The sequence below is a fragment of the Micromonospora sp. NBC_00330 genome (genome assembly GCF_036136635.1).
Taxonomy (GTDB): domain Bacteria; phylum Actinomycetota; class Actinomycetes; order Mycobacteriales; family Micromonosporaceae; genus Micromonospora; species Micromonospora salmantinae.
On the sequence record NZ_CP108012.1, the window covers coordinates 3,857,518 to 3,881,319 of the forward strand.

At 68.5% G+C, this 23,802-nt stretch carries 18 protein-coding genes; 1 reads left to right on the plus strand and 17 read right to left on the minus strand.

Features of this window, described 5'->3' with window-relative positions; all coding sequences use genetic code 11:
* Window positions 1–657 (plus strand): metallophosphoesterase family protein, encoded by a 657-nt coding sequence (locus OG598_RS17275; RefSeq protein WP_328650135.1) that lies wholly within the window; start codon window positions 1–3, stop codon window positions 655–657.
* Between the two features lie 58 nt (window positions 658–715).
* Here OG598_RS17275 and mmsB read toward each other — a convergent pair whose 3' ends face one another.
* From mmsB to OG598_RS17360, 17 genes are all read right to left on the minus strand, one after another.
* Window positions 716–1,966, minus strand: coding sequence for a multiple monosaccharide ABC transporter permease (gene mmsB, locus OG598_RS17280; protein ID WP_091401175.1), 1,251 nt, complete (start codon window positions 1,964–1,966; stop codon window positions 716–718).
* Window positions 1,963–3,501, minus strand: a complete 1,539-nt coding sequence (gene mmsA / locus OG598_RS17285) for a multiple monosaccharide ABC transporter ATP-binding protein (RefSeq protein ID WP_328650136.1) — start codon at window positions 3,499–3,501, stop codon at window positions 1,963–1,965. The genes mmsB and mmsA overlap by 4 nt, the downstream gene beginning before the upstream one ends.
* 82 nt (window positions 3,502–3,583) lie before the next feature.
* Complete coding sequence (chvE, locus tag OG598_RS17290) at window positions 3,584–4,726, minus strand: multiple monosaccharide ABC transporter substrate-binding protein (protein ID WP_328650137.1); 1,143 nt, start codon at window positions 4,724–4,726, stop codon at window positions 3,584–3,586.
* A 312-nt stretch (window positions 4,727–5,038) separates the two neighbouring features.
* Window positions 5,039–6,694 (minus strand): glycoside hydrolase family 27 protein, encoded by a 1,656-nt coding sequence (locus tag OG598_RS17295; protein WP_442931305.1) that lies wholly within the window; start codon window positions 6,692–6,694, stop codon window positions 5,039–5,041.
* A gap of 319 nt (window positions 6,695–7,013) precedes the next feature.
* The gene (locus OG598_RS17300) at window positions 7,014–8,000 is read right to left on the minus strand and encodes a LacI family DNA-binding transcriptional regulator (RefSeq protein WP_328650138.1); all 987 of its coding nucleotides are present in this window, start codon (window positions 7,998–8,000) and stop codon (window positions 7,014–7,016) included.
* 412 nt (window positions 8,001–8,412) lie between these two features.
* Window positions 8,413–10,521: a family 43 glycosylhydrolase gene (locus OG598_RS17305; RefSeq protein WP_328650139.1), complete on the minus strand. Its 2,109-nt coding sequence runs from the start codon at window positions 10,519–10,521 to the stop codon at window positions 8,413–8,415.
* Window positions 10,522–10,859: 338 nt separating this feature from the next.
* Window positions 10,860–12,362: an L-arabinose isomerase gene (gene araA, locus OG598_RS17310; protein ID WP_091401160.1), complete on the minus strand. Its 1,503-nt coding sequence runs from the start codon at window positions 12,360–12,362 to the stop codon at window positions 10,860–10,862.
* Between the two features lie 26 nt (window positions 12,363–12,388).
* Complete coding sequence (gene yjfF / locus OG598_RS17315; RefSeq protein ID WP_328650140.1) at window positions 12,389–13,378, minus strand: galactofuranose ABC transporter, permease protein YjfF; 990 nt, start codon at window positions 13,376–13,378, stop codon at window positions 12,389–12,391.
* On the minus strand, window positions 13,375–14,445 hold the full coding sequence (locus OG598_RS17320; RefSeq protein WP_328650141.1) for an ABC transporter permease: 1,071 nt from the start codon (window positions 14,443–14,445) through the stop codon (window positions 13,375–13,377). Before OG598_RS17320 ends, yjfF begins: the two co-directional genes overlap by 4 nt.
* A complete protein-coding gene (locus OG598_RS17325; RefSeq protein ID WP_328650142.1) occupies window positions 14,442–15,983 on the minus strand; it encodes a sugar ABC transporter ATP-binding protein in 1,542 nt (513 codons plus the stop codon). The genes OG598_RS17320 and OG598_RS17325 overlap by 4 nt, the downstream gene beginning before the upstream one ends.
* Before the next feature lie 188 nt (window positions 15,984–16,171).
* On the minus strand, window positions 16,172–17,176 hold the full coding sequence (locus OG598_RS17330; RefSeq protein WP_442931306.1) for an ABC transporter substrate-binding protein: 1,005 nt from the start codon (window positions 17,174–17,176) through the stop codon (window positions 16,172–16,174).
* Window positions 17,177–17,307: 131 nt separating this feature from the next.
* Complete coding sequence (locus OG598_RS17335; RefSeq protein ID WP_181518457.1) at window positions 17,308–18,000, minus strand: L-ribulose-5-phosphate 4-epimerase; 693 nt, start codon at window positions 17,998–18,000, stop codon at window positions 17,308–17,310.
* Window positions 17,997–19,679, minus strand: coding sequence for a ribulokinase (gene araB, locus OG598_RS17340; protein WP_328650143.1), 1,683 nt, complete (start codon window positions 19,677–19,679; stop codon window positions 17,997–17,999). The genes OG598_RS17335 and araB overlap by 4 nt, the downstream gene beginning before the upstream one ends.
* Before the next feature lie 850 nt (window positions 19,680–20,529).
* On the minus strand, window positions 20,530–21,318 hold the full coding sequence (locus OG598_RS17345) for an ABC transporter permease (RefSeq protein ID WP_328650144.1): 789 nt from the start codon (window positions 21,316–21,318) through the stop codon (window positions 20,530–20,532).
* Entirely contained in the window at window positions 21,315–22,292 is a 978-nt protein-coding gene (locus OG598_RS17350; protein ID WP_328650145.1) for an ATP-binding cassette domain-containing protein, read from the minus strand. The genes OG598_RS17345 and OG598_RS17350 overlap by 4 nt, the downstream gene beginning before the upstream one ends.
* A 33-nt stretch (window positions 22,293–22,325) precedes the next feature.
* The gene (locus tag OG598_RS17355; protein WP_328650146.1) at window positions 22,326–23,168 is read right to left on the minus strand and encodes a DUF4097 family beta strand repeat-containing protein; all 843 of its coding nucleotides are present in this window, start codon (window positions 23,166–23,168) and stop codon (window positions 22,326–22,328) included.
* A gap of 73 nt (window positions 23,169–23,241) precedes the next feature.
* A complete protein-coding gene (locus tag OG598_RS17360) occupies window positions 23,242–23,766 on the minus strand; it encodes a hypothetical protein (RefSeq protein ID WP_328650147.1) in 525 nt (174 codons plus the stop codon).
* Between the last annotated feature and the right edge of the window lie 36 nt (window positions 23,767–23,802).

Genomic DNA, 23,802 nt, shown 5'->3' on the forward strand with positions numbered 1-23,802 from the left:
GTGAACGGGTTCCCAACTCCGAGGTGTTCGCCTGCCGGGACGAACTGTTCATCCGCCCGTCGCCCGCAGCCGGGCAACCACGACTACAACACGTCGGGCGCGACCGGCTACTACAACTACTTCGGTACGTCGGCCGGCCCGAGCGGTCGCGGCTACTACTCGTTCGACCTCGGCAACTGGCACGTCGTGTCGCTGAACTCGAACATCAGCATGTCGGCCGGCTCGACGCAGGAGCAGTGGCTGCGCGCGGACCTGGCCGCCAGCAGCAAGCCGTGCACTATCGCGTACTGGCACCACCCGCTGTTCACGTCCAGCTCCAACCACGCGCCGTCGACGTCGACGCGTCCGCTGTACCAGGCCCTCTACGACTACAACGCCGACGTCGTGGTCTGGGGGCACAACCACGTGTACGAGCGGTTCGCACCGATGAACCCGGCCGGTGGCGCCGACTCCAGCCGGGGTCTGCGCAGCTTCGTCGCCGGGATGGGCGGCGCCGGCCACTACGGCTTCGGCACCATCCAGCCCAACAGCGAGGCGCGTAACAGCTCGGCGTGGGGCCTACTGAAGTTCACACTGCACTCGAACAGCTACGACTGGCAGTTCGTGCCGGTGGCCGGCCAGACCTACACCGACAGCGGCACCAACACCTGCCACTGACGGACGCGTGCCCCCTGTCCGCGAGGCGGGCAGGGGGCACGTGCGTACCGGCCGAGCGTCAGCGGGCCGTGCCGGCGCGACGCTTGTTGTAGACGTCGAAGGCGACAGCGACGAGCAGGACGAGACCCTTCACGACCGACTGGGTCGACTGGTCGATGCCCATCAGCTGCATGCCGTTGCTCATCACCGCCATGATCAGACCACCGACCATCGCGCCCACCACGGTGCCCACGCCACCGGTGACCGCCGCGCCGCCGATGAAGGCGGCAGCGATCGCGTCCAGCTCGAACATGTTGCCGGCGGCGGGCTGGGCGCCGTTCGACCGCGACGAGTAGATGACGCCAGCCACCGCCGCCAGGAAGCCCATGTTGACGAACATCCAGAAGTTGACGGTGCGGACCTTCACCCCGGACAGCGCCGCCGCCGACAGGTTGCCGCCGATCGCGTAGACCTGGCGACCGAAGACGGTACGCCGGGTGAGCAGGCCGTAGACCAGCACCAGGACCGCCAGGATGATCAGCACGATCGGCAGCCCACGGGCGTGCGCCAACTGCCAGGCGAAGTACATGAGGACCGCGCCGACCAGCACGACCCGGGCGACGAACAGCGGGAACGACTCGACGGGCTGCTGGTAGCGGATCCGCGCCACGCGGGTGCGGAAACCGCTGACCGCGTAGCCGGCCACGGCGATGGCGCCGATCAGCAACGTGAAGGCGTCGAAGCCCTGCCCGCCGAGCAGGCCGTTGAGGAAGCCCGCCGCGACCTGCTGGTACTCGGACGGGAACGGCGACAGCGAGATGTTGTCGAGCACCCGCAGGGTCAGACCCCGGAACAGCAGCATGCCGGCCAGGGTCACGATGAAGGCCGGAATGCCGGCGTACGCCACCCAGAACCCGTGCCACGCGCCGACCGCGACGCCGACGACCAGCGCGGCCACGACGCCGATCCACCAGGGGTGACCCTGCTGGATCACCAGGACGGCGGAAACCGCTCCGGTGAGCGCGACGACCGATCCGACCGACAGGTCGATGTGCCCGCCGATGATCAGGATGACCATCCCGATCGCGAGGACCAGGATGTACGAGTACTGGAGGACGATGTTGGTGATGTTGCCGGGGCTCAGCAACACCCCGTCGGTCAGGACCGCGAAGAGCGCGACGATGACGACCAGGGCGACGTAGATCCCGCTCTGCCGCAGGTTGTTCAACACCAGCGCCCGCAGGTCGCTCGTCCCGCTGTGCAGGGCGGCGCCGGGCGTGCTGTCCGGGGGCGTGGGGCGCTCCGTCGAAGGGGTCTTGATGCTGGTCATCCGACGAGCTCCTTGTCCTTGGTCATCAGCTCCATGAGGCTCTCCTGAGTCGCCTCGGCCACCGGCATCTCGCCGGTGATCCGGCCGGCGGCGAGGGTGTAGATGCGGTCGCACATGCCGAGCAGCTCCGGCAGCTCGGAGGAGATGACGATCACCGCCTTACCGGCGGCCACCAGCCGGTTGATGATCGTGTAGATCTCGTACTTGGCGCCGACGTCGATCCCGCGGGTGGGCTCGTCGAGGATCAGCACGTCCGGGTCGGTGAACAGCCACTTCGACAGCACGACCTTCTGCTGGTTGCCGCCGGAGAGCTTGCCGACCACCGCCATGACGCTCGGCGTCCGGATGTTCATCTCCTTGCGGCTGGCCTCGGCAACCTTGATCTCCTCGTTGCCGTTCACCCAGCCCAGGCGGGACAGCCGGTCCAACGCGGCGGCGGACACGTTGCGCCGCACGTCGTCGATGAGGTTGAGGCCGTAGCGCTTGCGGTCCTCGGTCACGTAGGCGATGCCGTTGTCGATCGCCTCGGCGACGGTGCGCGCCTGCACCTCCCGCCCGTGGACGAAGAGTCGGCCCCGGATGTCGCGCCCGTAGGACCGACCGAACACGCTCATGGCCAGCTCGGTCCGCCCGGCCCCCATGAGGCCCGCGATGCCGACGACCTCGCCGGCGCGTACGGACAGCCCGACGCCCTCGACGACCATCCGGTCCTGGACCGGGTGCCGCACCGTCCAGTCCTCGATGCGCAGGACCTCGTCACCGGGGGACGACTCGCGGTCGGGGTAGAAGCTGTCCAGGTCGCGCCCGACCATGCCCCGGATGATCCGCTGCTGGGTCACGTCGTCGGACCGCATGTCGAGGGTCTCCACGGCGCGCCCGTCGCGGATGACTGTGGTCGAGTCGGCGATGGCGGTGATCTCGTTGAGCTTGTGCGAGATCATGATGCAGGTGATGCCCTGCTCCTTGAGGGCCCGCAACAGGTCGAGCAGGTGCGCCGAGTCGATGTCGTTGAGCGCGGCGGTCGGCTCGTCCAGGATGAGCAGGCGCACCTTCTTGGACAGCGCCTTGGCGATCTCCACGAGCTGCTGCTTGCCGACGCCGAGCTGGATGACCGGGGTGACCGGGTTCTCGTGCAGGCCGACGGACGCCAGCAGCTTCGCCGCTTCGGCGTTGGCGAAGTTCCAGTCGATGAGCCCGCTGCGGCCGCGCCGCTCGTTGCCGAGGAAGATGTTCTCCGCGATCGACAGGTACGGCACCAGGGCGAGTTCCTGGTGGATGATGACGATGCCGTTGGCCTCGCTGTCGCGGATGCCACGGAACTGCATCGGCTTGCCGTCGAAGAGGATCTCGCCGTCGTACGAGCCGGACGGGTAGACGCCGGACAGCACCTTCATCAGGGTGGACTTGCCGGCGCCGTTCTCACCACAGATGGCGTGGATCTCCCCGCGGCGCACTGCGAGGGTGACGTCCTCCAGCGCGGTCACGCCGGGGAAGGTCTTGGTGATGCGACGCATCTCGAGGATGGTGTCGTCCATTGTCACTGTCCTCCGTCAGGTCTGGACGTGTACGCGCCCAGGCGTCGGGCCCGGCGGGTGACCGCCGGGCCCGACGAGTGGCTTACTTCTTGGCCTGACCGGCGGCGACCTCGTCCGCGGTCCAGTAGCCGGAGTCGATCAGCGTCGCCTTGATGTCGTCCTTGTAGACGGTCGCGATCGGCAGCAGGTACGCCGGGACGACCTTGACACCGTTGTTGTACGTCTTGGTGTCGTTGGCCTGCGGCTGCTTCTTCTGCAGGAACGCCTCGGCCGCGTTCACGGCCTGCTCGGCCAGCAGCCGGGTGTCCTTGAAGACCGTGGAGCTCTGCACGCCGTCGTTGATCAGCTTGATCGAGGCGATCTCCGCGTCCTGGCCGGTGACCACCGGGAGCTTCTTCGCGCCCTTGCCGTAGCCGGCGTTCTGCAGGGCGGTGATGATGCCGCGGGAGATGCCGTCGTACGGCGAGAGCACCCCGTCGACCTTCGAGCCGTCGTTGTAGCTGGAGGTGAGCAGGTTCTCCATCCGCTTCTGCGCGGTCTCCTGCTGCCACCGCAGGATGGCTACCTGCTCGGGGGTGGTCTGCTTGGACTTGACGACCAGCGTGCCGTTCTCGATGAACGGCTTCAGGGTGTCCATCGCGCCGCCGAAGAAGTACTGGGTGTTGTTGTCATCCAGCGACCCGGCGAAGAGCTCGACGTTCAGCGGCCCCTTGGCCGTGCCCTTCGAGCCGTCCTTGTTCAGCAGGCCGAGACCGACGAGCAGCGCGGTGCCCTGGGCGACGCCAACCTTGTAGTTGTCGAAGCTGACGTAGAAGTCCACGTCCTTGCTGCCACGGATCAGGCGGTCGTAGGAGATGACCGGGATCTTCGCGGCCGCGGCGGCCTGCAGCTGGCTGCTGAGCGCGGTGCCGTCGATCGCCGCGAGGATGAGAACATCGGCACCCTGGGTGATCATCTGGTCGACCTGCTGCGACTGCGTGGGGATGTCGTCGCCGGCGTACTGGAGGTCGACCTTGTAGCCCTTGGCCTCCAGCTTCGACTTCACCGCGTTGCCGTCGGCGATCCACCGCTCCGAGGTCTGGGTCGGCATCGAGACACCGATGGTCAGATCGCTCGGCTTCTCGTCGCCGGACTTCTCACCGCTGCCCGCACCCCCGCCGCTGCACGCCGCCAAACTCAGCGCGAGTGCCGCGCCGCCGAGAGCAACCAGGAATTTCCTGCCCACGGGCTTCTCCTCTCTGGACTCCCCCGCCGACTGCCGGGGCCAAGTGTCATCTTTCGGGTAGTGTTAGCGCTCACATAGACTGCGTCAACACCAGATCCGAAATACCGGTGTCACGGTCTCGTAACGGAGCATCCAGGCGAGCGTAGCCATGTGGCCGATCCGCCGGAAGGGCAGGACGCGGCAACACAGCGTGGTCGTCCGCAGCACTCTACAGACCGATGCCCGCGGACGACGTCTGTCGTCCGCGGGCACCAGCACTACCGTCGGATCAGGTGGGTCACCGCGACCTCGGCGGTCGGCGGTCCCGATCGGCTACCGCTGCGACCACCGCTGGTTCGCCGCTGCGGTGCAGGTCCAGAGGATCACCGTGGTGCCGTTGGCAGTGGCGTTGGCGTTCACGTCCAGGCAGAGCCCCGACTGCGTGTTGCTGATCGTGCCGTTGGCGTTGACCGCCCATTGCTGGTTGGTCCCGCCGTTGCAGTCCCAGATCTGCACCTTGGCGCCGGCCGCGGCGTTCGACGGCGCGTCCAGGCACTTGCCGAGGGCCTGCAGGGTCTGCCCGCTCCTGGTCCAGCGCTGGTTGGCGGCGCCGTTGCAGTCCCAGATGACCGGCTGCGTGCCGTTCGTCGTGTTGCTGTTCGGCACGTCGAGGCAGCGGCCGGAGGCGGCGCTGGCGTACGCGCTCGACGTGGTCGGCGGCGGCGTCGTCGGAGGAGTCGTCCCGCCACCGCTGACCCGGTACACCACGGTGCCGTGCGCGGGGACGCTGGCGCTGATGGTCCCGCTGCTGGAGCTGGTGCCACCGGTCCACGCGTCCACCAGCGTGAACGACGAGCCGGACTTGCCGATGGCCGCGGCCGTGGTCGAGATCGTCGTCGTCGAGCCGCCCTGGTTGAAGAGAGCGACGGCGACGTCACCGTTGGCGAGCCGCTTGGCCAGCACCCGACGCGTGCCGTCGAACGACACCTGCGTCCCCTGCAACCCGAGCGAGTCCTGGTTGATCGCGATCAGGTTGGCGTTCTTGAGGATGGTCTGCGTGGCGGCGTTCATGTTCCGCACGTCGTTGCCGGCGATCAGCGGAGACGCCATGATCGCCCACATCGCGAAGTGGCTGCGCATCTCCGTGTCGTTCATGCCGCCGCGGCCGACCTCCATCATGTCGGGGTCGTTGAACCCACCCGGCCTCGCGTAGGACGCCAGCGGAACTGTCACGTTGATGATGTTCTGGATGCCCATCGGGTAGCCGTTGCTCTGGCCGGTGTCCCACGCGTTGGTGATGTCCTCGGTGGTTCGCCACATGTTCGCCACGTCGCCCCAGTTGCGCTGCGGGCCGGTCTTGGCGTGGATGCTGTTGGAGTTGATGCTGTAGACGATCGGTCGGCCGGCCGCGGCCAGCGCGTCACGCATCTTGGCGAAGGTGGTCACCTGGTCGTTGATGCTGCCCTCCGGCGAGCACCAGTCGTACTTGAGGAAGTCGACACCCCAGGCGGCGAACTGGCGCGCGTCCTGCGCCTCGTGACCACGGCTGCCGGTCGCGCCGGGGTAGGCGCCGAAGTACTGGGCGCAGGTCTTGTCGACAGGCACCTGGTAGAGGCCGAACTTCAGGTTCCGGGCGTGCAGGTAGTCGCCGAGCGCCTTCATTCCGCTGGGGAACCGGCTGGGGTCACCCTGGATGTTGCCGGAGCTGTCGCGGTTGGGGTTGAACCAGCAGTCGTCGACCACTACGTAGTTGTAGCCCAGGTCCCGCATGCCGCTGCTGACGATCGCATCCGCCGTCTGCCGGATCAGCGCTTCGTTGATGTTGCAGCCGAACGAGTTCCACGAATTCCAACCCATGGGGGGAGTGCGCGCCACGCCGTTGTCCAGTGCCTGCGCGGTCGGGGCGCGAAGGCCGACCAGGGCACCGGCGAGCAGAATTCCGGCCGCCAGTGCGCTCCCCCAGCGACGACCTCGGGTATTGCGGTTCATCGAGCCTCCTTGTCGGTGACGCCCGCCCGTGATTACGATCCCTGGTCGGCACGCCGATAGTTGGACGCCAATTTTTGTTAGCGTTAACAGAGACGCCCATCATGTTACGGCGACATTTCACGAGGTTCAATACCTTCACCGCGTCGCATCGCTCGACATCGATTGGTCACGCTCAGCTACCCATCGAGTCGCGTCTTATCGGACGAGGAAGCCGAAAATTGGCGCGCGCTGGCGCGGGCCCGCACGCGCGTGCAGCGCCGGGTGGGGATGGCGGGACCGCTCCCTGCGTGCGCGGGGCGACCTCCGGTTGGTCCGACCGTCAGTTGCGAGGTGGAGCGACGCTCTCGCGGGCGACCAGAGCGGGGGCGATGGTCTTGCGCAGCGCCCCACCGGTGCCCGACTCGATCTGGGACAGCAGCATCTGCAGGCTCGCTCGCGCCACCGCGTCGAAGTCCGGTCGGACGGTGGTCAGTGGCGGAATGAAGTACGCCGCCTCCGGTACGTCGTCGAAGCCGACAACGCTGATCTCGTGCGGCACCCGTCGACCGAACTCGTGCAGCGCCCGCAGCACGCCCAGCGCGAGATGGTCGTTGGCGGTGAAGACGGCAGTGACCTCCGGCATCCGCGCCAACATCTGGCCGCACCGGTAACCCGACGCCGCGGACCAGTCCCCCGGCATCGGCGGCGGCGGATCCAGACCGGCGGCCAGCAACGCCTGCCGCCAGCCGTCGATCCGACCCACGCTGTCGAACCAGTCGGTCGGCCCGGAGACGTGCCAGACGGTGCGGTGCCCGGCGTCGAGCAGATGTTGGGTCGCCGCTCGGGCGCCCGCCACCTGGTCGACGGTCACCAGCGGCACCGGCCGGCTCGGGTCACCGTCGACAGTGACCAGCGGGACATCCTTGGGCAGGCGCTCCAGCGCCTCACCGGCCGACTCGACCGGGGCGATGACCACGATGCCGGCGACCCGGTGCGACAGGTGCCGCTCGACAGCCGCCGAGATGGAGCGGTGGTCCAGGTTTCGCACGCTGCCGACGCTGACCGCGAAGCCCTCTTCGGCGGCGGTCTGCTCCAACGCGGCCAGCAGCGATGCCGGACCGTAGAGCGTCGTGTTCTGCGCGACCACACCGATGACCTGTGATCGACCGGTCACCAGGGCGCGTGCCGCGCCGTTGGGGCGGTAGCCGAGTTCGGCGATCGCCGCGCGTACCCGAAGCCGGGTCTGCTCACGGACGTTGGGGTGCCCGTTGAGCACCCGCGACACCGTCTGATGGGAGACACCGGCGAGACGAGCAACGTCCGTCATCGCGGGACCGTGGACGGCCATTTCACTCCCCCCGCTACATCTCCGGCCCGCAGCCCGTCGACGTCGACTGGAGCGGCCCGGCCCGATCCCCCTCGCTCAGTCACCACGCCGGTGCTGAATCCCAGGTGACCAGCGCTGGATCGCCGACAGTCTACGCCAGCAACGGCCCCGAACACGGAACGCCTGTGTGGGGACCGCTCGACGCGCCGAGGCCGTACGACGCGGTGCCCGTCCGGAGTCCCCGACCAACAGGTACGGGACATGGTCCTGATGTGGTACGCCGGCCTGCCCTCGCTCCTGGACAGAGCGTGGAACAGACCGGCGAGGATCTGACGCGGTGGCGCGGACTTCACATGCCGCCAGGGCTGCGTCGCCAGCGCCACCGGTCAGAGCGATCGTCGTGTGACCGGTGTCACGGGGTGGTCAGGTCGAAGCGCCGCACGGTGACCGCGCCACCGAGCGCCTGCGTCGCGTGGTTGAAGATGGCGAATCGGTACCCCATGAAGAACTGCCAGTTGTTCGCCAGCGTCAGGGTGTTGCCGAACGAGGTGAAGTTGACCCCGTCGGTGCTGTACGAGAAACGGGCCTGTCGGCCGGAGCCGGGTCTGATGTCGGCGTTGGCGCGCAACCAGATCCGGCCACCGGAGACGGCGGTGCTCGCCACCTCGCTGCCGGTGCTGGTGGTGTTCCAGCTGCCGTCCATCGTCAGCCCGTTCTGCATGACCAGTCGGGTGGCCCCGTTGTCCCGTCGGACTCCGATCCAGGCCGACGAGTTGCGCAGCACCGCCAGGCCGGTGCGGTCACCATCGCGCATGGTGGAGTAGTCCAACTCGATCGTCGCGGTCGAGGTGGGGCCCTGGATGCGGTGGGTCAGCGTGTTGCGCGCCTTGTACAGGTCGCCGGTGACGGTGGCGGTCTGCAGGTTCAACCCGTTGTTGACCGACCACTTGCTGTTGTCCGGGTTGTGGTTCCACTCCCACTGCGGGCCGAGCGTGGTGCCGGCGAACGTGTCGGTGCCGGTGAGCGGCTTGACCGCCCGGGGCGGCGCGGGCAGGTTCGGCTTCGGGTACGAGGTGCCCCACGTGCCGTTGACCGTCTGCAGCACGGGCCAGCCGTCGCCGGTCCAGGTGATCGGGGCCATGGCCGGCATCCGACCACCGGGGTACGCGTCGACGAAGGACATGTAGTACCAGTCGCCGTTCTGGGTCTGCACCAGCCCACCCTGGTGCGGCACGCCGCCACCGGAGATCGGGCCGGGCAGGTTGAGCAGCACCTGACGCTGCTCGTACGGGCCGAACGGGCCGTTCGTCGACTTCAGCACGTACTGGCCGTTGGCCGGGCGGGTGAGCCAGATGTAGTAGGCGCCGTTGCGCTTGTAGAAGCGGGCGCCCTCCAGCGTCCCGATGCTCGACGGCGTCTGGTACACCTGCTGGGCGCGGACCTGGGACTTCCCGTCCGCGGACAGCTGCGCGACGCTGATGGTGCCGTTGCCGTACGCCACGTACATGGTGTCGTTGTCGTCGATCAGCATCCCCGCGTCGTAGTAGCAGTTGGGGATAGTGGTGTGCTTGCTCCAGGTGCCGTCGACGGCGGACGCGGTGTAGATGTGGGTCTGTGCGAAGTCGATGCACCCGGCCCAGTAGTACGTCTTGTTGCTCGGCCGGTAGTTCAGCGTCGAGGCCCAGATCCCGTCGACGTAGGCGTTACTACCGCCGCTCATGTCGTACTTCGAGCCGAAGTCGAGCTTGGGCACGGAGTGCCCGGCGTACTCCCAGTTCACCAGGTCGTACGAGCGCAGGACCGGAGCGCCAGGCGAGTAGTGCATGGTGGACGCCGACATGTAGTAGGCGTTGTCCACCCGGATGATGTCGACGTCGGCGAAGTCCTGCCAGACCACGGGGTTCGAGTACGTGCCGTTCGACGGGGGTGGCGTCGTGGGGTCGGTGCCGCCGTCGACGCGGACGAGCTGCCACTGCTGGTTGGTGCCGTTCCAGTCGGCGTACTGCACGATGTTGCCACCGTCGGCTGTCGAGGCGCCCTGCACCTCCATCGCCTTGTTGCTGTTGCGGTTGATCAACCGGACGTACCCGCCGTCCGAGTCGGCCAGCCGGAACTGCTGGTTGGTGCCGTTGTTGTCGGACCACTGCACGATCGCCCCGCCGTCGGCGGTCGAGCGGCCGGAGACGTCCAGCACCTTGCCCGACAACCTCGACTTGAGTCGGTAGTAGCCGCCTCCGGAGTCCACGAACTGCCACTGCTGCTGGTTGCCGTTGTTGCGCGTCCACTGGGTGATCCGCGCACCGTCGTTCGTGGCCATGTTGTACACGTCCACGGCCTTGCCACTGTTGCGGTTCACCAACACGTACCAGGCGCTGGTGTCGACGGTGGCCGCTGACGCGGGCGACGAGGCGACGGCCGCGGCCGCGCCACCGACCACAAGCACCATCGCGGCGACGGCGAGTCTCGACAGCCACCCGCGCCGCCGTGGCGCACCCCGGGGAACCCGACCGATGGAAAGCATGATCCTCCTCTGCTGACGCGAACCGTGCGGTCTGGGTCGGCGTCCGCGGCACCGGGCGGGGTACCGAGCTGACCACGCCCGGCCATGTGATCGCTAACACCGATCGCCCGACCGCTGCGGTGACGAGGTGCCGAAACCGCGGGGGTAGGACGCGCGCGCGGCCGGACCAGCCAACGACATCGACCATCTTGGTTATAGACTGTGAGCGATAACATGCTGTTAGTCAAGGCGTAACACAACCGCCTCGTGGCCCGGCTGCGCACACACGAACGGGTGGCCCACCCCCGCCCGCAGGCAGGGGTGGACCACCCGTTTTCCGTACGATCAGACCGCGCGAATCAGAAGCCGCGAGCCAGCCGGTAGTAGGCCTGGTTCCAGCGCAGCTCGTCGGCGAAGCGGCGGGGCTCCGTGGCGGCGTCGATGACGACGAGTTCGGTACGGCTCATCTCCGCCAGGTCGTGCAGCTCCTCCACGCCCACCGCCTGCGACAGCACCGTGTGGTGCGGGGCGCCCGCGGTGATCCACGCCTCGGCCGAGACCGGCAGGTCGGGGCGCGGACGCCAGACGGCGCGGGCAACCGGCAACCGGCGCAACGGCTGCGGCGGCGCCACCACGTCGATCTCGTTGGCCACCAGCCGGAAACGCTCCCCCATGTCGGACAACCCGAGCACCACGGCCGGACCGGGTGCGGCGTCGAACACCAGCCGGACCGGGTCCTCCCGGCCACCGATGCTCAGCGGATGGATCTCCACGTTGGGCACGTCGGAGGCGATCGTCGGGCAGACCTCCAGCATGTGGGCCCCGAGCACCAACTCGTTGCCCGGGGTGAGGTCGTAGGTGTAGTCCTCCATGAACGACGTGCCGCCGCTCACGCCCACCGACATCGCCTTGAGGGTGCGGACCAGGACCGAGGTCTTCCAGTCGCCCTCACCGCCGAAGCCGTAGCCGTCCGCCATCAACCGTTGCACGGCGATGCCCGGTAGCTGACGCAGCCCTCCGAGGTCCTCGAAGTTCGTCGTGAAGGCCCGGAACCCGCCCGCGTCCAGGAAGGCGCGCATGCCCAACTCCACGCGCGCGGCGTACCGCAGCGAGTCGTGCTGCTCGCCGCCGGGCAGCAGCTCACCGACGATGCGGTAGGTGTCCTCGTACTCCTTGACCAGGTCGTCCACCTGCGCGTCGGTCACCTCGCCGACCACCTCGACCAGGTCGTTGACGCCGTAGGTGTTCACCGAGACCCCGAACCGCAGCTCGGCCTCGACCTTGTCGCCCTCGGTCACCGCGACGTCGCGCATGTTGTCACCGAAGCGGGCCAGGCGCAGCGACCGCATCGCCGACCAACCCAGCGCGGCGCGGGCCCACGCCCCGATCCGCGTGGTCACCCGCGGGTCGCTGACGTGCCCGGCCACGGTCTTACGGGCCACACCGAGACGCGTCTGGATGTACCCGAACTCACGGTCGCCGTGGGCGGCCTGGTTCAGGTTCATGAAGTCCATGTCGATGTCGTTCCACGGCAGCAGAACGTTGGCCTGGGTGTGCAGGTGCAGCAGCGGTGTCTGCAACGCGTCCAGACCGGAGATCCACATCTTGGCCGGTGAGAACGTGTGCATCCAGGCGATGACCCCGACGGCACCCTGAGCGGCGGCGTCCCGGCAGACCTGCAGAATCTCACCGCTGTTGGTCAGGACGGGCTTCCAGACCACGCGAGCGGGAATCTGCGGCGAGTCGTCGAGTGCTGCCGCGATCTGGCGAGACTGCTCGGCCACCTGGCGGAGCGTCTCCTCGCCGTACATGCCTTGGCTGCCGGTGAGGAACCAGATCTCGGGTTCGGTGTGTGGTGCCATGGAGTTGCCTTCCGCGAGAGGGGCGGTCACTTGTAACGGATTCCGATGAGGCGTTGAAGGAGGATGAACGCGAAGAGCAGACCACCAATCACGATCTTGGTCCACCAGGAGTTGAGGCTCCCGTCGAAGGTGATGAGGGTCTGGATCACGCCGAGGACCAGCACGCCGAGCACCGTGCCGAAGACGTAACCGGCGCCGCCGGTGAGCACCGTGCCACCGATGACGACGGCGGCGATGACGTCCAGCTCCATCCCCACGGCGATCAGCGGAGCGCCGGAGAGGGTGTAGAACGACAGCAGGATCCCGCCGATGGCCGAGCACAGACCACTGATCGTGTAGACGGCGATCCGGGTCCGTCCCACCGGCAGGCCCATCAGCAGCGCCGACTGCGGGTTGCCGCCGATGGCGTACACGTTGCGACCCAGCCGGGTGTAGGCCAGCGTGTACGCGGCGATGACGACCACAACGAAGGCGATCAGCACGCTGATCGACACGAAGTTGCCCTGGGGGTTACCGATCCGCTCCTGCGACATCGAGGTCCAGAACCCGTCGGTGATCGGGATCGACGCGCCGGAGATGAACGTGCACATGCCCCGGGCGAAGAACATCCCGGCGAGCGTGACGATGAACGGCTGGATCTCGAAGAAGTGGATGACGCAGCCCATCAACAGGCCGAGCGTCGGACCGATGAGCAGGGCGATGACCAGCACCAGCGCCGCCGGCATGCCGTCCTGCAGCAGCGCGGCCGACACCATCGCCGTCATGGCGACGACCGAGCCGACCGACAGGTCGATGCCACCGGTGAGGATCACGAAGGTCATGCCCACCGCGACGACGAGCAGGAAGCCGTTGTCGATGAAGACGTTGAAGATGACCTGGACGTTGGAGAACGCCGTGTACTGCGAGACGCCGATGGCGTACATCACCAGCAGCAGGGCGAGCGTCGCCAGGACCGGTATCTGCTTCCTCGGCAGCCGGAACCGGGTACGACCGGCGGTAAGCGTTCCAGTGGTCATGCCGGCACCTGCTCCTTCGGCTTGTCGGCGATGGTGGCGGGCGGCGGGACGTTGCGCCTACGTCGGCTGAACCGGGCCCGGAAGGCCGGCGCCTGGATGAGGCAGACGGCGATGACGACGACCGCCTTGAACAGCAGCGAGGTCTGCGGTGAGATGTCCATGGCGTACACGGTGGTGGTCAGGGTCTGGATGATCAGCGCGCCGATGATCGTGCCACTCAGGAAGAACCGGCCGCCCGCGAGGGACGTACCGCCGATGACGACAGCGAGGATCGCGTCCAGCTCGACCCAGAGGCCGGCGGCGTTGCCGTCGGCGCTGGAGACGTTGGCCGTCATCATGAAACCGGCGACCGCGGCGCAGGCGGCGCTGATCACGTACGCCAGGAAGATGACCCGACCGGACCGGATGCCGGCGAGCCGGCTGGCCATGGCGTTGCCGCCCACCGACTCGATGATCATGCCGAGTGCGGTACGACGGGTGAACGCGGCGACCAGCAGGGCCGCGGCGAGGGCGATGAAGATGGCCAGCGGCAGGGTCAACGCGTGGCCCAGGCCGATCGCCCGGTACGGCTCGGAGTTGATGGTGATGATCTGACCCTCGGTGATGAGCTGGGCGAGGCCCCGGCCGGCGACCATCAGGATCAGGGTGGCGATGATCGGTTGGATACCGATCACGGCCACCAGCACTCCGTTCCAGGCGCCGAGCACGAGCGCGACGCCCATCGCCATCGCGAGGGCGGTCACCACCACGCCAACGCTGTTCTGGTCGGGCTGCTTGCTGATGTACATGCAGGCGATCGCGCCGCTGATCGCGCAGAGCGAGCCCACCGACAGGTCGATGCCGCCGGTGGAGATGACCAGGGTCATGCCCAGCGCGACGAGGATCAGCGGTGCGCTCAACCGCAGGATGTCGATCGGCGTGCCGTACAGGTGCCCGTCCTTGAGCTCGATGGACAGGAACCCGGGCCGGTAGATCGTGTTCGCGGCGAGCATGACGAACAGCACGGCGGCGGGCCAGAACAGCCGGTGACCGATCATCGTCCGATAGCGGCTCATGGTGTCGTTCATCGGTCTGCCTCCTCCCGGTGGGATCCGCTGGCGATGGTCTGCATGATGCGGTCGGCGTCCAGGCTCTCGTCGTTGGCGAGCTGCGCGACCATCTGCCGGTCCCGCATGACGGCCACCTTGTGGCTGAGGCGCAGCACCTCCTCCAGCTCGGCGGAGATGAACAGCACCGCCATGCCTCCGTCGGACAGCTGCGTCACGAGCTTCTGGATCTCGGTCTTCGCCCCGATGTCGATGCCCCGGGTCGGCTCGTCGAGGATCAGCAGCCGCGGCTCGGTGATCAGCCACCGGGCCAGCAGCACCTTCTGCTGGTTGCCGCCGGAGAGGTTGCGTACCGGCACCTCCGGGTCGGCGGGCCGGATGTTGAGTGCCTTGACGTACTTGTCGACCAGCTCGTCCTGGCGGCGACGCGGAATGGGCCGCAGCCAACCGCGGGCCGCCTGCATGGCGAGGATCATGTTCTCGCGGACCGACAGGTCCGCGACGATCCCCTCGGCCCGGCGGTTCTCCGAACAGAAGCCCACGCCGTGGTCGATGGCCTGCGCGGGGGTGCGCAGGCTGCTCGCCGTGCCGTCGATCGCCACCTGACCGCCGTCGGTCCGGTCCGCCCCGAACAGCAACCGCGCGACCTCGGTACGCCCCGAGCCCAGCAGGCCGGCCAGGCCCACCACCTCGCCGGCGTGGATGGTGAGGCTGAACGGCTCGACCGCACCCGACCGACCGAAGTTCGACACCGCCACCAGGGGGGTGCCCTCCTCCAGCGCGGCCAGGTCCCGCCGGGAGTGCTCCTCGATGCCCTCCAGGACGTCGAGCTCCTTGCCGATCATCTTCTCGACCAGGGAGAGCTGGGGCAGCTCGGTGGTGAGGTACTCGCCGACGAGCCCGCCGTTGCGCAGCACGGTGATCCGGTCGGCGATCTCGTAGACCTGGTCGAGGAAGTGGGTCACGAACAGGATCGCGATGCCCTCGTCGCGCAGTTGCCGCATGATGCGGAACAGCTGTGCCACCTCGCTGGCGTCGAGGCTCGACGTCGGCTCGTCCAGGATCAGCACCCGGGCCTTGATGTCGATGGCGCGGGCGATGGCGACCATCTGCTGGATCGCGAGCGAGTACGACCCGAGCGGCGCGCTGACGTCGAGGTCGAGGTCGAGGCGGGCCAGCAGGGCTCGGGCGCGGCGCCGAACCTCACCCCAGCGGACGGCGCCGAAGACCCGAGGCTCACGGCCGATGAAGATGTTCTCCGCCACCGAGAGGTTGGTGCAGAGGTTGACTTCCTGGAAAACGGTGCTCACACCGGCGGCGGTCGCCTGCATCGGCCCGGTGAACGACACGGGATCACCGTCTAGGGCGATCGCGCCCTCATCGGTGTCGTAGACGCCGGTGAGCACCTTGATGAGGGTGGACTTGCCGGCGCCGTTCTCGCCCATCAGGGCGTGCACCTCGCCGGGGAAGAGCCGGAAGTTGACGTCGTGGAGTGCGCGCACCCCGGGGAAGGACTTGCTGATCCCGGTCATCGTCAGGACCGGACGGCTATCCGTCATCCCATCAGACCTCTTCTGGGTTGTCGACACGGAAGGGCCGCTACGCTCCCGCCACGCCCGCCCGGTCGACCCTGAGGGCCGCTCGGGCGGGCGTGGTTCGGAGGTCGTCGCGGGCCAAGCCCGGTCCGTTTCGGGTAGGAAAGCGACGCGGCGGGGCCGCCACGCGAGCGCGGCGACCCCGTCGTCGATCAGTACTTACGGTTGGGCAGAGCTTCCTTGGCCTGTTCGGTAGTGAAGGTGGTCTCCTGCGTCTCGATCCGAGCAGGCACCTCCTGGCCGTCCTTGACCTTCTTGGCGAGGTCCATCAGCTGTGGGCCGAGCAGCGGGCTGCACTCCGCGATGAAGTTGAACTTCCCGTCGGCGAGAGCCTGCATGCCGTCCTTGACAGCGTCGATCGTGATGATGGTGATGTCCTTGCCCGGCACCTTGCCCGCGGCGGTGATCGCCTCGAGAGCACCCAGGCCCATGTCGTCGTTGTGCGCGAACAACACGTCGATCTTCTTGTTGGCCTTGAGGAACTGCTCCATGACCTGCTTACCGCCGGCCCGGGTGAAGTCGCCCGTCTGGGAGGCGATGACCTTCAGGTTCGGGTTGGCGGCGATCGCCTCACCGAAGCCCTTCTTACGGTCGTTCGCCGGCGCCGCGCCGGTGCTGCCCTGCAGCTCGACGATGTTCACCGGACCCGAGGCGGTCTTCTTCTGCTCGACCAGCCACTCACCGGCGAGCTTGCCCTCCTTGACGAAGTCCGACCCGAGGAAGGTCTTGTACAGCGACTTGTCGGCCGAGTCCACCGAGCGGTCGGTCAGGATGACCGGGATGCCGGCGTCCTTGGCCTCCTTGAGCACGGTGTCCCACCCGGACTCCACCACCGGCGAGAAGGCGATCACGTCGACCTTCTGCTGGATGTAGTTGCGGATCGCCTTGATCTGGTTTTCCTGCTTCTGCTGAGCGTCGTCGAACTTCAGCTCGATCCCGGCCGCCGTGGCGGCCTCCTTGATCGAGATGGTGTTCGCGGTACGCCAGCCGCTCTCCGCGCCGACCTGGGAGAAGCCCATCGTGATCTTGCCGTCGTCCTTGGTGCCGCCGCCGCCCGTGTCGCTATTGCCGCAGGCCGCCACGCCGCCGACCAGCAACACGCTGGCGAGGACCGCGACAGCGCGCCACGGAGCGGACTGCGTTCGCATCTTTCCCATCGAATCTCCTTGGCTGGATGTGGTGGGTAACCGCGCCAACCGCCGAGGTGCGAAAGAGCGGCGTACGCGGGTGGTGCGTGCTGGTGCGTCGTGGTGCAGACCGACGGGGCCCCGGGTGATTGGTGCAGGGGTCAGGAACCCGCCGGTGCGACTGGTTGTTGACCGTAGACGTTCTGGTATCGGTCATAAAGAGCATCGATGTCTGCCTGCGCCATCGGCACCGGCTGCCCGAGGGTGTGGGCCAGGTGCGCGGTGCGGGCCACGTCCTCACACATCACCGCCGCCTTGACCGCCGCGCGGGCGTCGCGGCCGATGGTGAACACGCCGTGGTTGCGCATCAGCACCGCGGGCGAGCGGTGCCCGGCGAGCGTGGCGACGATGCCCTTGCCGATGTCGTCACCGCCGATCAGCGCGAACGGACCGATCGGGATCTCCCCACCGAACTCGTCGGCCTGGGCGGTGAGGTGGCAGGGGATCGACTCCCCACACGCGGCCCAGGCGGTCGCGTACGAGCTGTGCGTGTGCACGACCCCACCGACCTCGGGCATGGCCCGGTAGACGTAGGCGTGGGCGGCGGTGTCGCTGGACGGGGCGAAGTCGCCCTCGACGAGAACACCGTCGAGGTCGCACACCACCATCGTGGCCGCGGTGAGGTCGTCGTAGCTCACCCCACTCGGCTTGATCACCATCAGGTCCTGGCCGGGAACCCGCGCGGAGACGTTGCCGGACGTCCAGGCGACCAGGTTGTACCGGGTCAGCTCGGCGTGCAGGCGGGCTACGGTCTCGCGCAGCTCGGCGATCTGTCGGGTCACCTCGGCGTTCACGCCACCACCTCCAACGGGGCCTCGTGCGTGGTCGCGGCGGTCTCGACCGCCGCGTTGCGGATCGCCCGCAGGCGGAGCATGACGTCGTTGCCGCCACGACCGAAGTGGTCGTGCAGCGTCCGGTACTCGGCGTAGAGGGCGTCGTAGGCGCGGGCCCGCTCGGGGTCCGGACGGTAGACGGCCTCGTGCACCCGACCCATCGCCTGCGACGCCTCGTGGATCGACGGGAACTCACCGGCGGCGACGGCGGCGTGGATCGCCGAGCCCAGCGCCGGCCCCTGCGCCGAGGCGATGATGTTCAGCGGTCGCCTGGTCACGTCGGCGTAGATCTGCATCAGCAGCGCGTTGTTTGTCAGACCACCGGCGATCACCAGGTCGTTCACCGGGACTCCGGCGTCGACGAACGCCTCGATGATCATCCGGGTGCCGTACGCGGTGGACTCCAGCAGGGCCCGGTAGATGTCCGCCGGCCGGGTGGCCAGGGTCATGCCGACGATCATCCCGCTGAGGTCGTGGTTGACCAGCAGGGAACGGTTGCCGTTCCACCAGTCCAACGCGATCAGGCCGTGCGCGCCGACGGGCTGACTCGCGGCCAACTCGGTGAGGCGTTCGTGCGAGTCGACGCCAGCCGGAGCAGCGTGGTCGACGAACCAGCCGAAGATGTCGCCGACGCCGCTCTGCCCGGCCTCGTAACCCCACGCGCCAGGGCTGATGCCGCCGTCCACCACACCGCACATGCCGGCCACCTCGGCGACCTCCGCGCCGTTGACGACGTGACAGGTCGAGGTGCCCATGATGGCGACCAGCCGACCGGGCTGCACCGCCTGCGCGGACGCCGCGGTGACGTGCGCGTCGACGTTGCCGACGGCCACCGCGATCCCCTCCGGCAGGCCGGTCCAGGCGGCGGCCTGGGCGGTGAGCGCGCCGGCCCGGGCCCCGAGGGGCAGCAACGGGCCGTCCAGCTTGGCCACGAAGTCGCCGAAGTTGGGGTTGAGCGCGGTCAGGAAGCCCTCGGAGGGGTAGTGACCGTCCTGCAGGATGCCCTTGTATCCGGCCGTGCAGACGTTGCGGGTCTCGGTGCCGCAGAGCTGCCAGACGATCCAGTCGGCCGCCTCGATGAAGCGCTCGGCCCGGTCGTAGACCTCCGGGTCCTCCTCCAGGATCTGGAGGCCCTTGGCGTACTGCCACTCGGCGGAGATCTTGCCGCCGTACCGGCCGATCCACGGCTCGGCCCGCTCGTGGGCCAGCGCGTTGATCCGGTCGGCGTGCGGCTGAGCGGCGTGGTGCTTCCACAGCTTCACCCAGGCGTGCGGTCGGTCGCGCAGCTCGGGTGTCTCACACAGCGGGGTGCCGTCGGCGAGCGTCGGCAGCACGGTGCAGGCGGTGAAGTCGATGCCGATGCCGACCACCGCCGCCGGGTCCACCCCCGCGGCGGACACCGCCGCCGGGACGGCGTACCGCAGAACGTCGCGGTAGTCCTGCGGGTTCTGCAGGGCCCAGTCCGGGGGCAGCGTTCGACCTCCCGGGAGCGCCGTGCTGATCACGCCATCGCCGTACTCGTGCACCGCGGTCCCCAACTCGGCACCATCGCCGACACGGACCACCAGAGCTCGCCCGGACAGGGTGCCGTAGTCGACACCGACGACGTAGCGGTCGTCAGCTCCGTCCACACGGTTCATGTTCACCTCCACCGTTAACGGGGATAGTGTTAACGCTCACATCCAGGCTCGTCAAGACATCTACCCGCAACAGCTCCGTAACGGAACGCGGAACGCGGACCGACTCGGGAGGGTAGATAGCGGACCGGTGCAAACCCCAAGATTCCGCCCTCAACTGCGCCAGCCATCCGACGAATGGGGCCCGTGTCCGGTACGAGTGGCATCCGGAGACCCGTCAACAGGCGGCGCGACAGGTCCAGCGCGTCGCACATTGCGGCATCGCCGTCCGATAGCGACCACTTCTCCCTCGGCGATGATGGCAGCGATAACATTCCCGGGGCGTCACGGTCGCGTCCTCGGATCCGCCCGACAGCCATCGACGACCATGCGGGCTCATGGCTGAGTGCTCCGGAGGACGATCCACCCGGCGCGAAGCCGGACGACGGCCCCGTGTTATCGATAACATTCAACGTCTTGGTATGCCTGCGCCGCCCGGTCGGCCCGCGCGCCCAACGGCGCGTCGGGCGACCACGCAAGCAAGGTCCACTGGCGCTCCTCGAAGTCGCGGGGTCCGCTGCGGCGTGATCGACCGACTTCACGAAAGCCGAGTCGATCACGCGCTCGCGTCGGCAATCCGCCGCCCTTTCACACGCCCGCGCCTCCGACCCGCCGTCCCTTCACGCACTCGCGCCGCCGAGTCGCCGCCCGATCACGCCCTCGCGCCGCCGACCGACGACGGACTCCCGCTGCCGAACCGCCGCCCGATCACGCCCCCGCGCCGCCGGTCGCACGACGGCACGAGCCGGCGGCCCGACCCCCTGAGGGCCGAGCCGCTGGCTCTTCGGTGCGGTGACGAGACGCGCCGGTCGGATCAGGCCGTCCGGTTGCGGTTGTACAGGGCCTTGGCCCACAGGAAGCAGCCCACTGTGATGACGGCGCACCAGACGACGGCGATGATCCCGTTGGCGCCGATCCCGGTACCCAGGAGCAGGCCGCGAAGGGTCTCCATGACGGGCGTGAAGGGCTGGTAGTCGGCGAACAACCGCACGGCGGTCGGCATGGAGTCGGTGGGGACGAACCCACTGCCGAGGAACGGCAGGAGGATCAGCGGCATGGGCAGGTTGCTGGCCGTCTCGACACTGTCACTGACCAGACCGAGGGCGACGGACAGCCAGGTCAGCGCAAAGGTGATCATGGCGAGGACGCCGATCGCCGCGAGCCACTCGACCGCGTTGGCGGTGGGCCGGAACCCGACCAGCAGCGCCACGACGGTGACGGCCGCGAGGCTGAGCATGGTCTGGACCAGGCTGCCCAGTACGTGACCCGTCAGGACCGACGGCCGGAAGATCGACATCGTGCGGAACCGGGCGATGATCCCCTCGGTCATGTCCATCGCGACCGAGATGGCGGTGCCCTGCGCGGCGCTGACCACGGTGATGAGCAGGATGCCGGGGGTGACGTAGTTGGCGTACTGGGAGCGGTCGCCGGACGGGCCGAGACCGGCGCCGAGCGTGCCGCCGAAGACGTAGACGAAGAGCAGCAGGATGATGATCGGGATGCCGATGAGCAGGAACGTCATCGACGGGTACCGCCGCATGTGCAGCAGGTTGCGCCGCAGCATGGTGCTCGAGTCGCGGACGGCGAGGGAGAGGGTGCTCATCGCGCGGGAGCCCTTTCGTGGTCGGGTCGGCTGGCCCGGGTGTCGGGCTGACCGGTGAGGGTGAGGAAGACGTCGTCGAGGTCGGGGGTGTGCACGGAGAGCGCCGCCACGCTGATCGAGGCGCGGTCGAGCTGGTCGAGCAGGGATCGCAGCGACCCGACCCCGCCGTCACTCGGCACCTGGAGGGTGAGCGCCGCGTCGTCCCGGGTGGCGGCCTCGAACGTCCGGGCCGCCGAGTCGAGCCCCTCCTGGTCGGCGAACTGCAACACGACGTGGCCGCCCGGGATGAGCCGCTTGAGCTCGCGCGGAGTGCCCTCGGCGATCAGCCGGCCGTGGTCGAGGAACGCGACCCGGTCGGCGAGCTGGTCGGCCTCCTCCAGGTACTGCGTGGTGAGCAGGATGGTCACGCCCTCGGCGGCGAGCGCGCGGATGATGTGCCACATGGCCCGGCGGCTGCGCGGGTCGAGGCCGGTGGTCGGCTCGTCGAGGAAGATGACGCGGGGCTCGCCGACCAGGGTCATCGCGAGGTCGAGCCGGCGGCGCATGCCGCCCGAGTACGTGGACACCGGCTTGCCCGCCGCGTCGGTCAGGTCGAACTGGTCGAGCAGGTCGGCGATCCGCCGCCGACCGGCGGCCCTGTCCAGGTGGCACAGGTCGGCCATCAGGGTCAGATTTTCCCGACCGGTGAGCAGGTTGTCGACGGCGGAGAACTGGCCGGTGACGCCGATCAGGGCGCGTACCGCGTCGGGTTCCCGGGTCAGGTCGTGGCCGAAGACGCGGGCACTACCGCCGTCGGCGTCGACAAGGGTGGAGAGGATCTGCACCGTGGTGGTCTTGCCGGCGCCGTTCGGACCGAGCAACGCGAAGATGGTGCCCTCGGTGATCATCAGGTCGATGCCGTTCAGCACGACCTTGTCGCCGTAGGACTTGCGCAGGTCGGTGGCGACGATCGCGGGGTTCATGGAGCTGGTCATGGTCTCCTCATTTGTGGTCGGCGGGGCGGTGGGTCAGGCGCGGCGGATCATGATGTCGCCGTAGGAGGTGTTCGCCCGGACCTCGACCGTCTCGTCGGTCTCCGCCGGACTGTCGGTCGACTCCAGCGCGTTGTGCACGCGGCCGTGCTTGGAACTGACGTCGAGCCAGGCGGCGGTTCCGCGACGGATGCCGACCTCGATCGCGCCGTAGGAGGTCTGTGCGTCGACCGCGCCGCGGGTGACAGCACCCAGCCGCAGGTTGCCGTAGGCGGTGCGCGCCGTCACCGAGGCCTGTGAGGCGTCCACAGTGATGTCGCCGTAGGCCGTGTTGATCCGGACGTCGCCACCGCTGCGGCCGATCCAGCAGTCGCCGGAGGAGTTCTTGATCTCGGCGGTGCCGTCGACAGCGCCGATGCGCACCTTGCCGGAGGAGGCCTTCACCCGGGCGGAGCCCAGCACACGCTCGACCGAGACCTCGCCGTGGCTGCTGTCGATCTCCAACGGCCCGGTCTCGTCGAGTCGGATGCCGCTGCCGGTCTTGATCCGACACTCGCCGAGCCGACCCTCGCAGCGGAACGCCGCCCATGCCGCCTCGGCGTACACCCGCGACCCGGTCGGCACCTCGATCTGGACGTCGACCGACGGCCCGGGGCCGAACCCGTAGCGGCGCCAGCTCTTCGGCACCCGGATCACCAGTCGCCCGGCGGCGAACTCGACGGTGCTCTGTTCGGCGGCGCTCACGTCGGCCTTGCTCGACGGGTCGCGGGGGCGCACCGTCACCACGGTGTCGGTGCGGTCACTCGCGGCGATCCAGGCGTCGCCGATCGGCAGCTCGATCTGGACGGAAATCGGTTCTGGCGTCTCGAAAACAGGCATGGTGGTCTCCCGAACTGTGGTCGGCGGAGGTCGCCGCTGGTCAGCGGCGTGGTGGTGGAAGGGGTACGGGGAGTTAGCGGGCCCAGCCGGTGAAGTGCTGGCCGGAGGTCGGCTCCACCCGGCGGGATGGACGACGCTGCGTGTCGCCCGCCCCGACGGCGCCGGCGACGGCGCGCACCAGCCAGGCGTTGACCGAGAGCCCGGCGCGGCCGGCGGCGTCCTCGACGCTGGCCTTCAGGTGGTCGGGGAGCCGCAGGTTGATCCGCGAGGTGCCGCCCTCGTCGCCGTCGGGCGCGGACACCGGCACCGACAGCGGTGGCGGGCCACTCGGCTCGCTCGCCACCTCGACCGGCGGGCTGGCCGGCGTCACCACGAAGTCGGGCTCGCGCCCGCGCAACCGAACGTGCACCGAGCCCGGTGCGAGGTCACGGGTGATCTCGTCGGCCGCGTCAGACAGCGCCTCCAGCAGCGTGAGACGGGTGGCCGCCTCCAACTGCGCGAAGAGTCGTTCGGCCAGCGCCCGGGCCTCCGGGTCGACGCCCTCCGCGGCCACGGCGAACTCGTTACGCAGGTTCTCGACGTATGACCTCAGTTCCATGACGCCATCATGGCACCACTTTGGCTCAGAGTGCAA

Excerpts from the sequence above, each read along its gene's own strand:
- mmsB (WP_091401175.1), bottom strand. The coding sequence starts at position 1,966 with ATGACCAGCATCAAGACCCCTTCGACGGAGCGCCCCACGCCCCCGGAC.
- mmsA (WP_328650136.1), bottom strand. The coding sequence starts at position 3,501 with ATGGACGACACCATCCTCGAGATGCGTCGCATCACCAAGACCTTCCCC.
- OG598_RS17295 (WP_442931305.1), bottom strand. The coding sequence starts at position 6,694 with ATGAACCGCAATACCCGAGGTCGTCGCTGGGGGAGCGCACTGGCGGCC.
- OG598_RS17300 (WP_328650138.1), bottom strand. The coding sequence starts at position 8,000 with ATGACGGACGTTGCTCGTCTCGCCGGTGTCTCCCATCAGACGGTGTCG.
- OG598_RS17305 (WP_328650139.1), bottom strand. The coding sequence starts at position 10,521 with ATGCTTTCCATCGGTCGGGTTCCCCGGGGTGCGCCACGGCGGCGCGGG.
- araA (WP_091401160.1), bottom strand. The coding sequence starts at position 12,362 with ATGGCACCACACACCGAACCCGAGATCTGGTTCCTCACCGGCAGCCAA.
- yjfF (WP_328650140.1), bottom strand. The coding sequence starts at position 13,378 with ATGACCACTGGAACGCTTACCGCCGGTCGTACCCGGTTCCGGCTGCCG.
- OG598_RS17320 (WP_328650141.1), bottom strand. The coding sequence starts at position 14,445 with ATGAACGACACCATGAGCCGCTATCGGACGATGATCGGTCACCGGCTG.
- OG598_RS17325 (WP_328650142.1), bottom strand. The coding sequence starts at position 15,983 with ATGACGGATAGCCGTCCGGTCCTGACGATGACCGGGATCAGCAAGTCC.
- OG598_RS17330 (WP_442931306.1), bottom strand. The coding sequence starts at position 17,176 with ATGGGAAAGATGCGAACGCAGTCCGCTCCGTGGCGCGCTGTCGCGGTC.
- araB (WP_328650143.1), bottom strand. The coding sequence starts at position 19,679 with ATGAACCGTGTGGACGGAGCTGACGACCGCTACGTCGTCGGTGTCGAC.
- OG598_RS17345 (WP_328650144.1), bottom strand. The coding sequence starts at position 21,318 with ATGAGCACCCTCTCCCTCGCCGTCCGCGACTCGAGCACCATGCTGCGG.
- OG598_RS17350 (WP_328650145.1), bottom strand. The coding sequence starts at position 22,292 with ATGACCAGCTCCATGAACCCCGCGATCGTCGCCACCGACCTGCGCAAG.
- OG598_RS17355 (WP_328650146.1), bottom strand. The coding sequence starts at position 23,168 with ATGCCTGTTTTCGAGACGCCAGAACCGATTTCCGTCCAGATCGAGCTG.
- OG598_RS17360 (WP_328650147.1), bottom strand. The coding sequence starts at position 23,766 with ATGGAACTGAGGTCATACGTCGAGAACCTGCGTAACGAGTTCGCCGTG.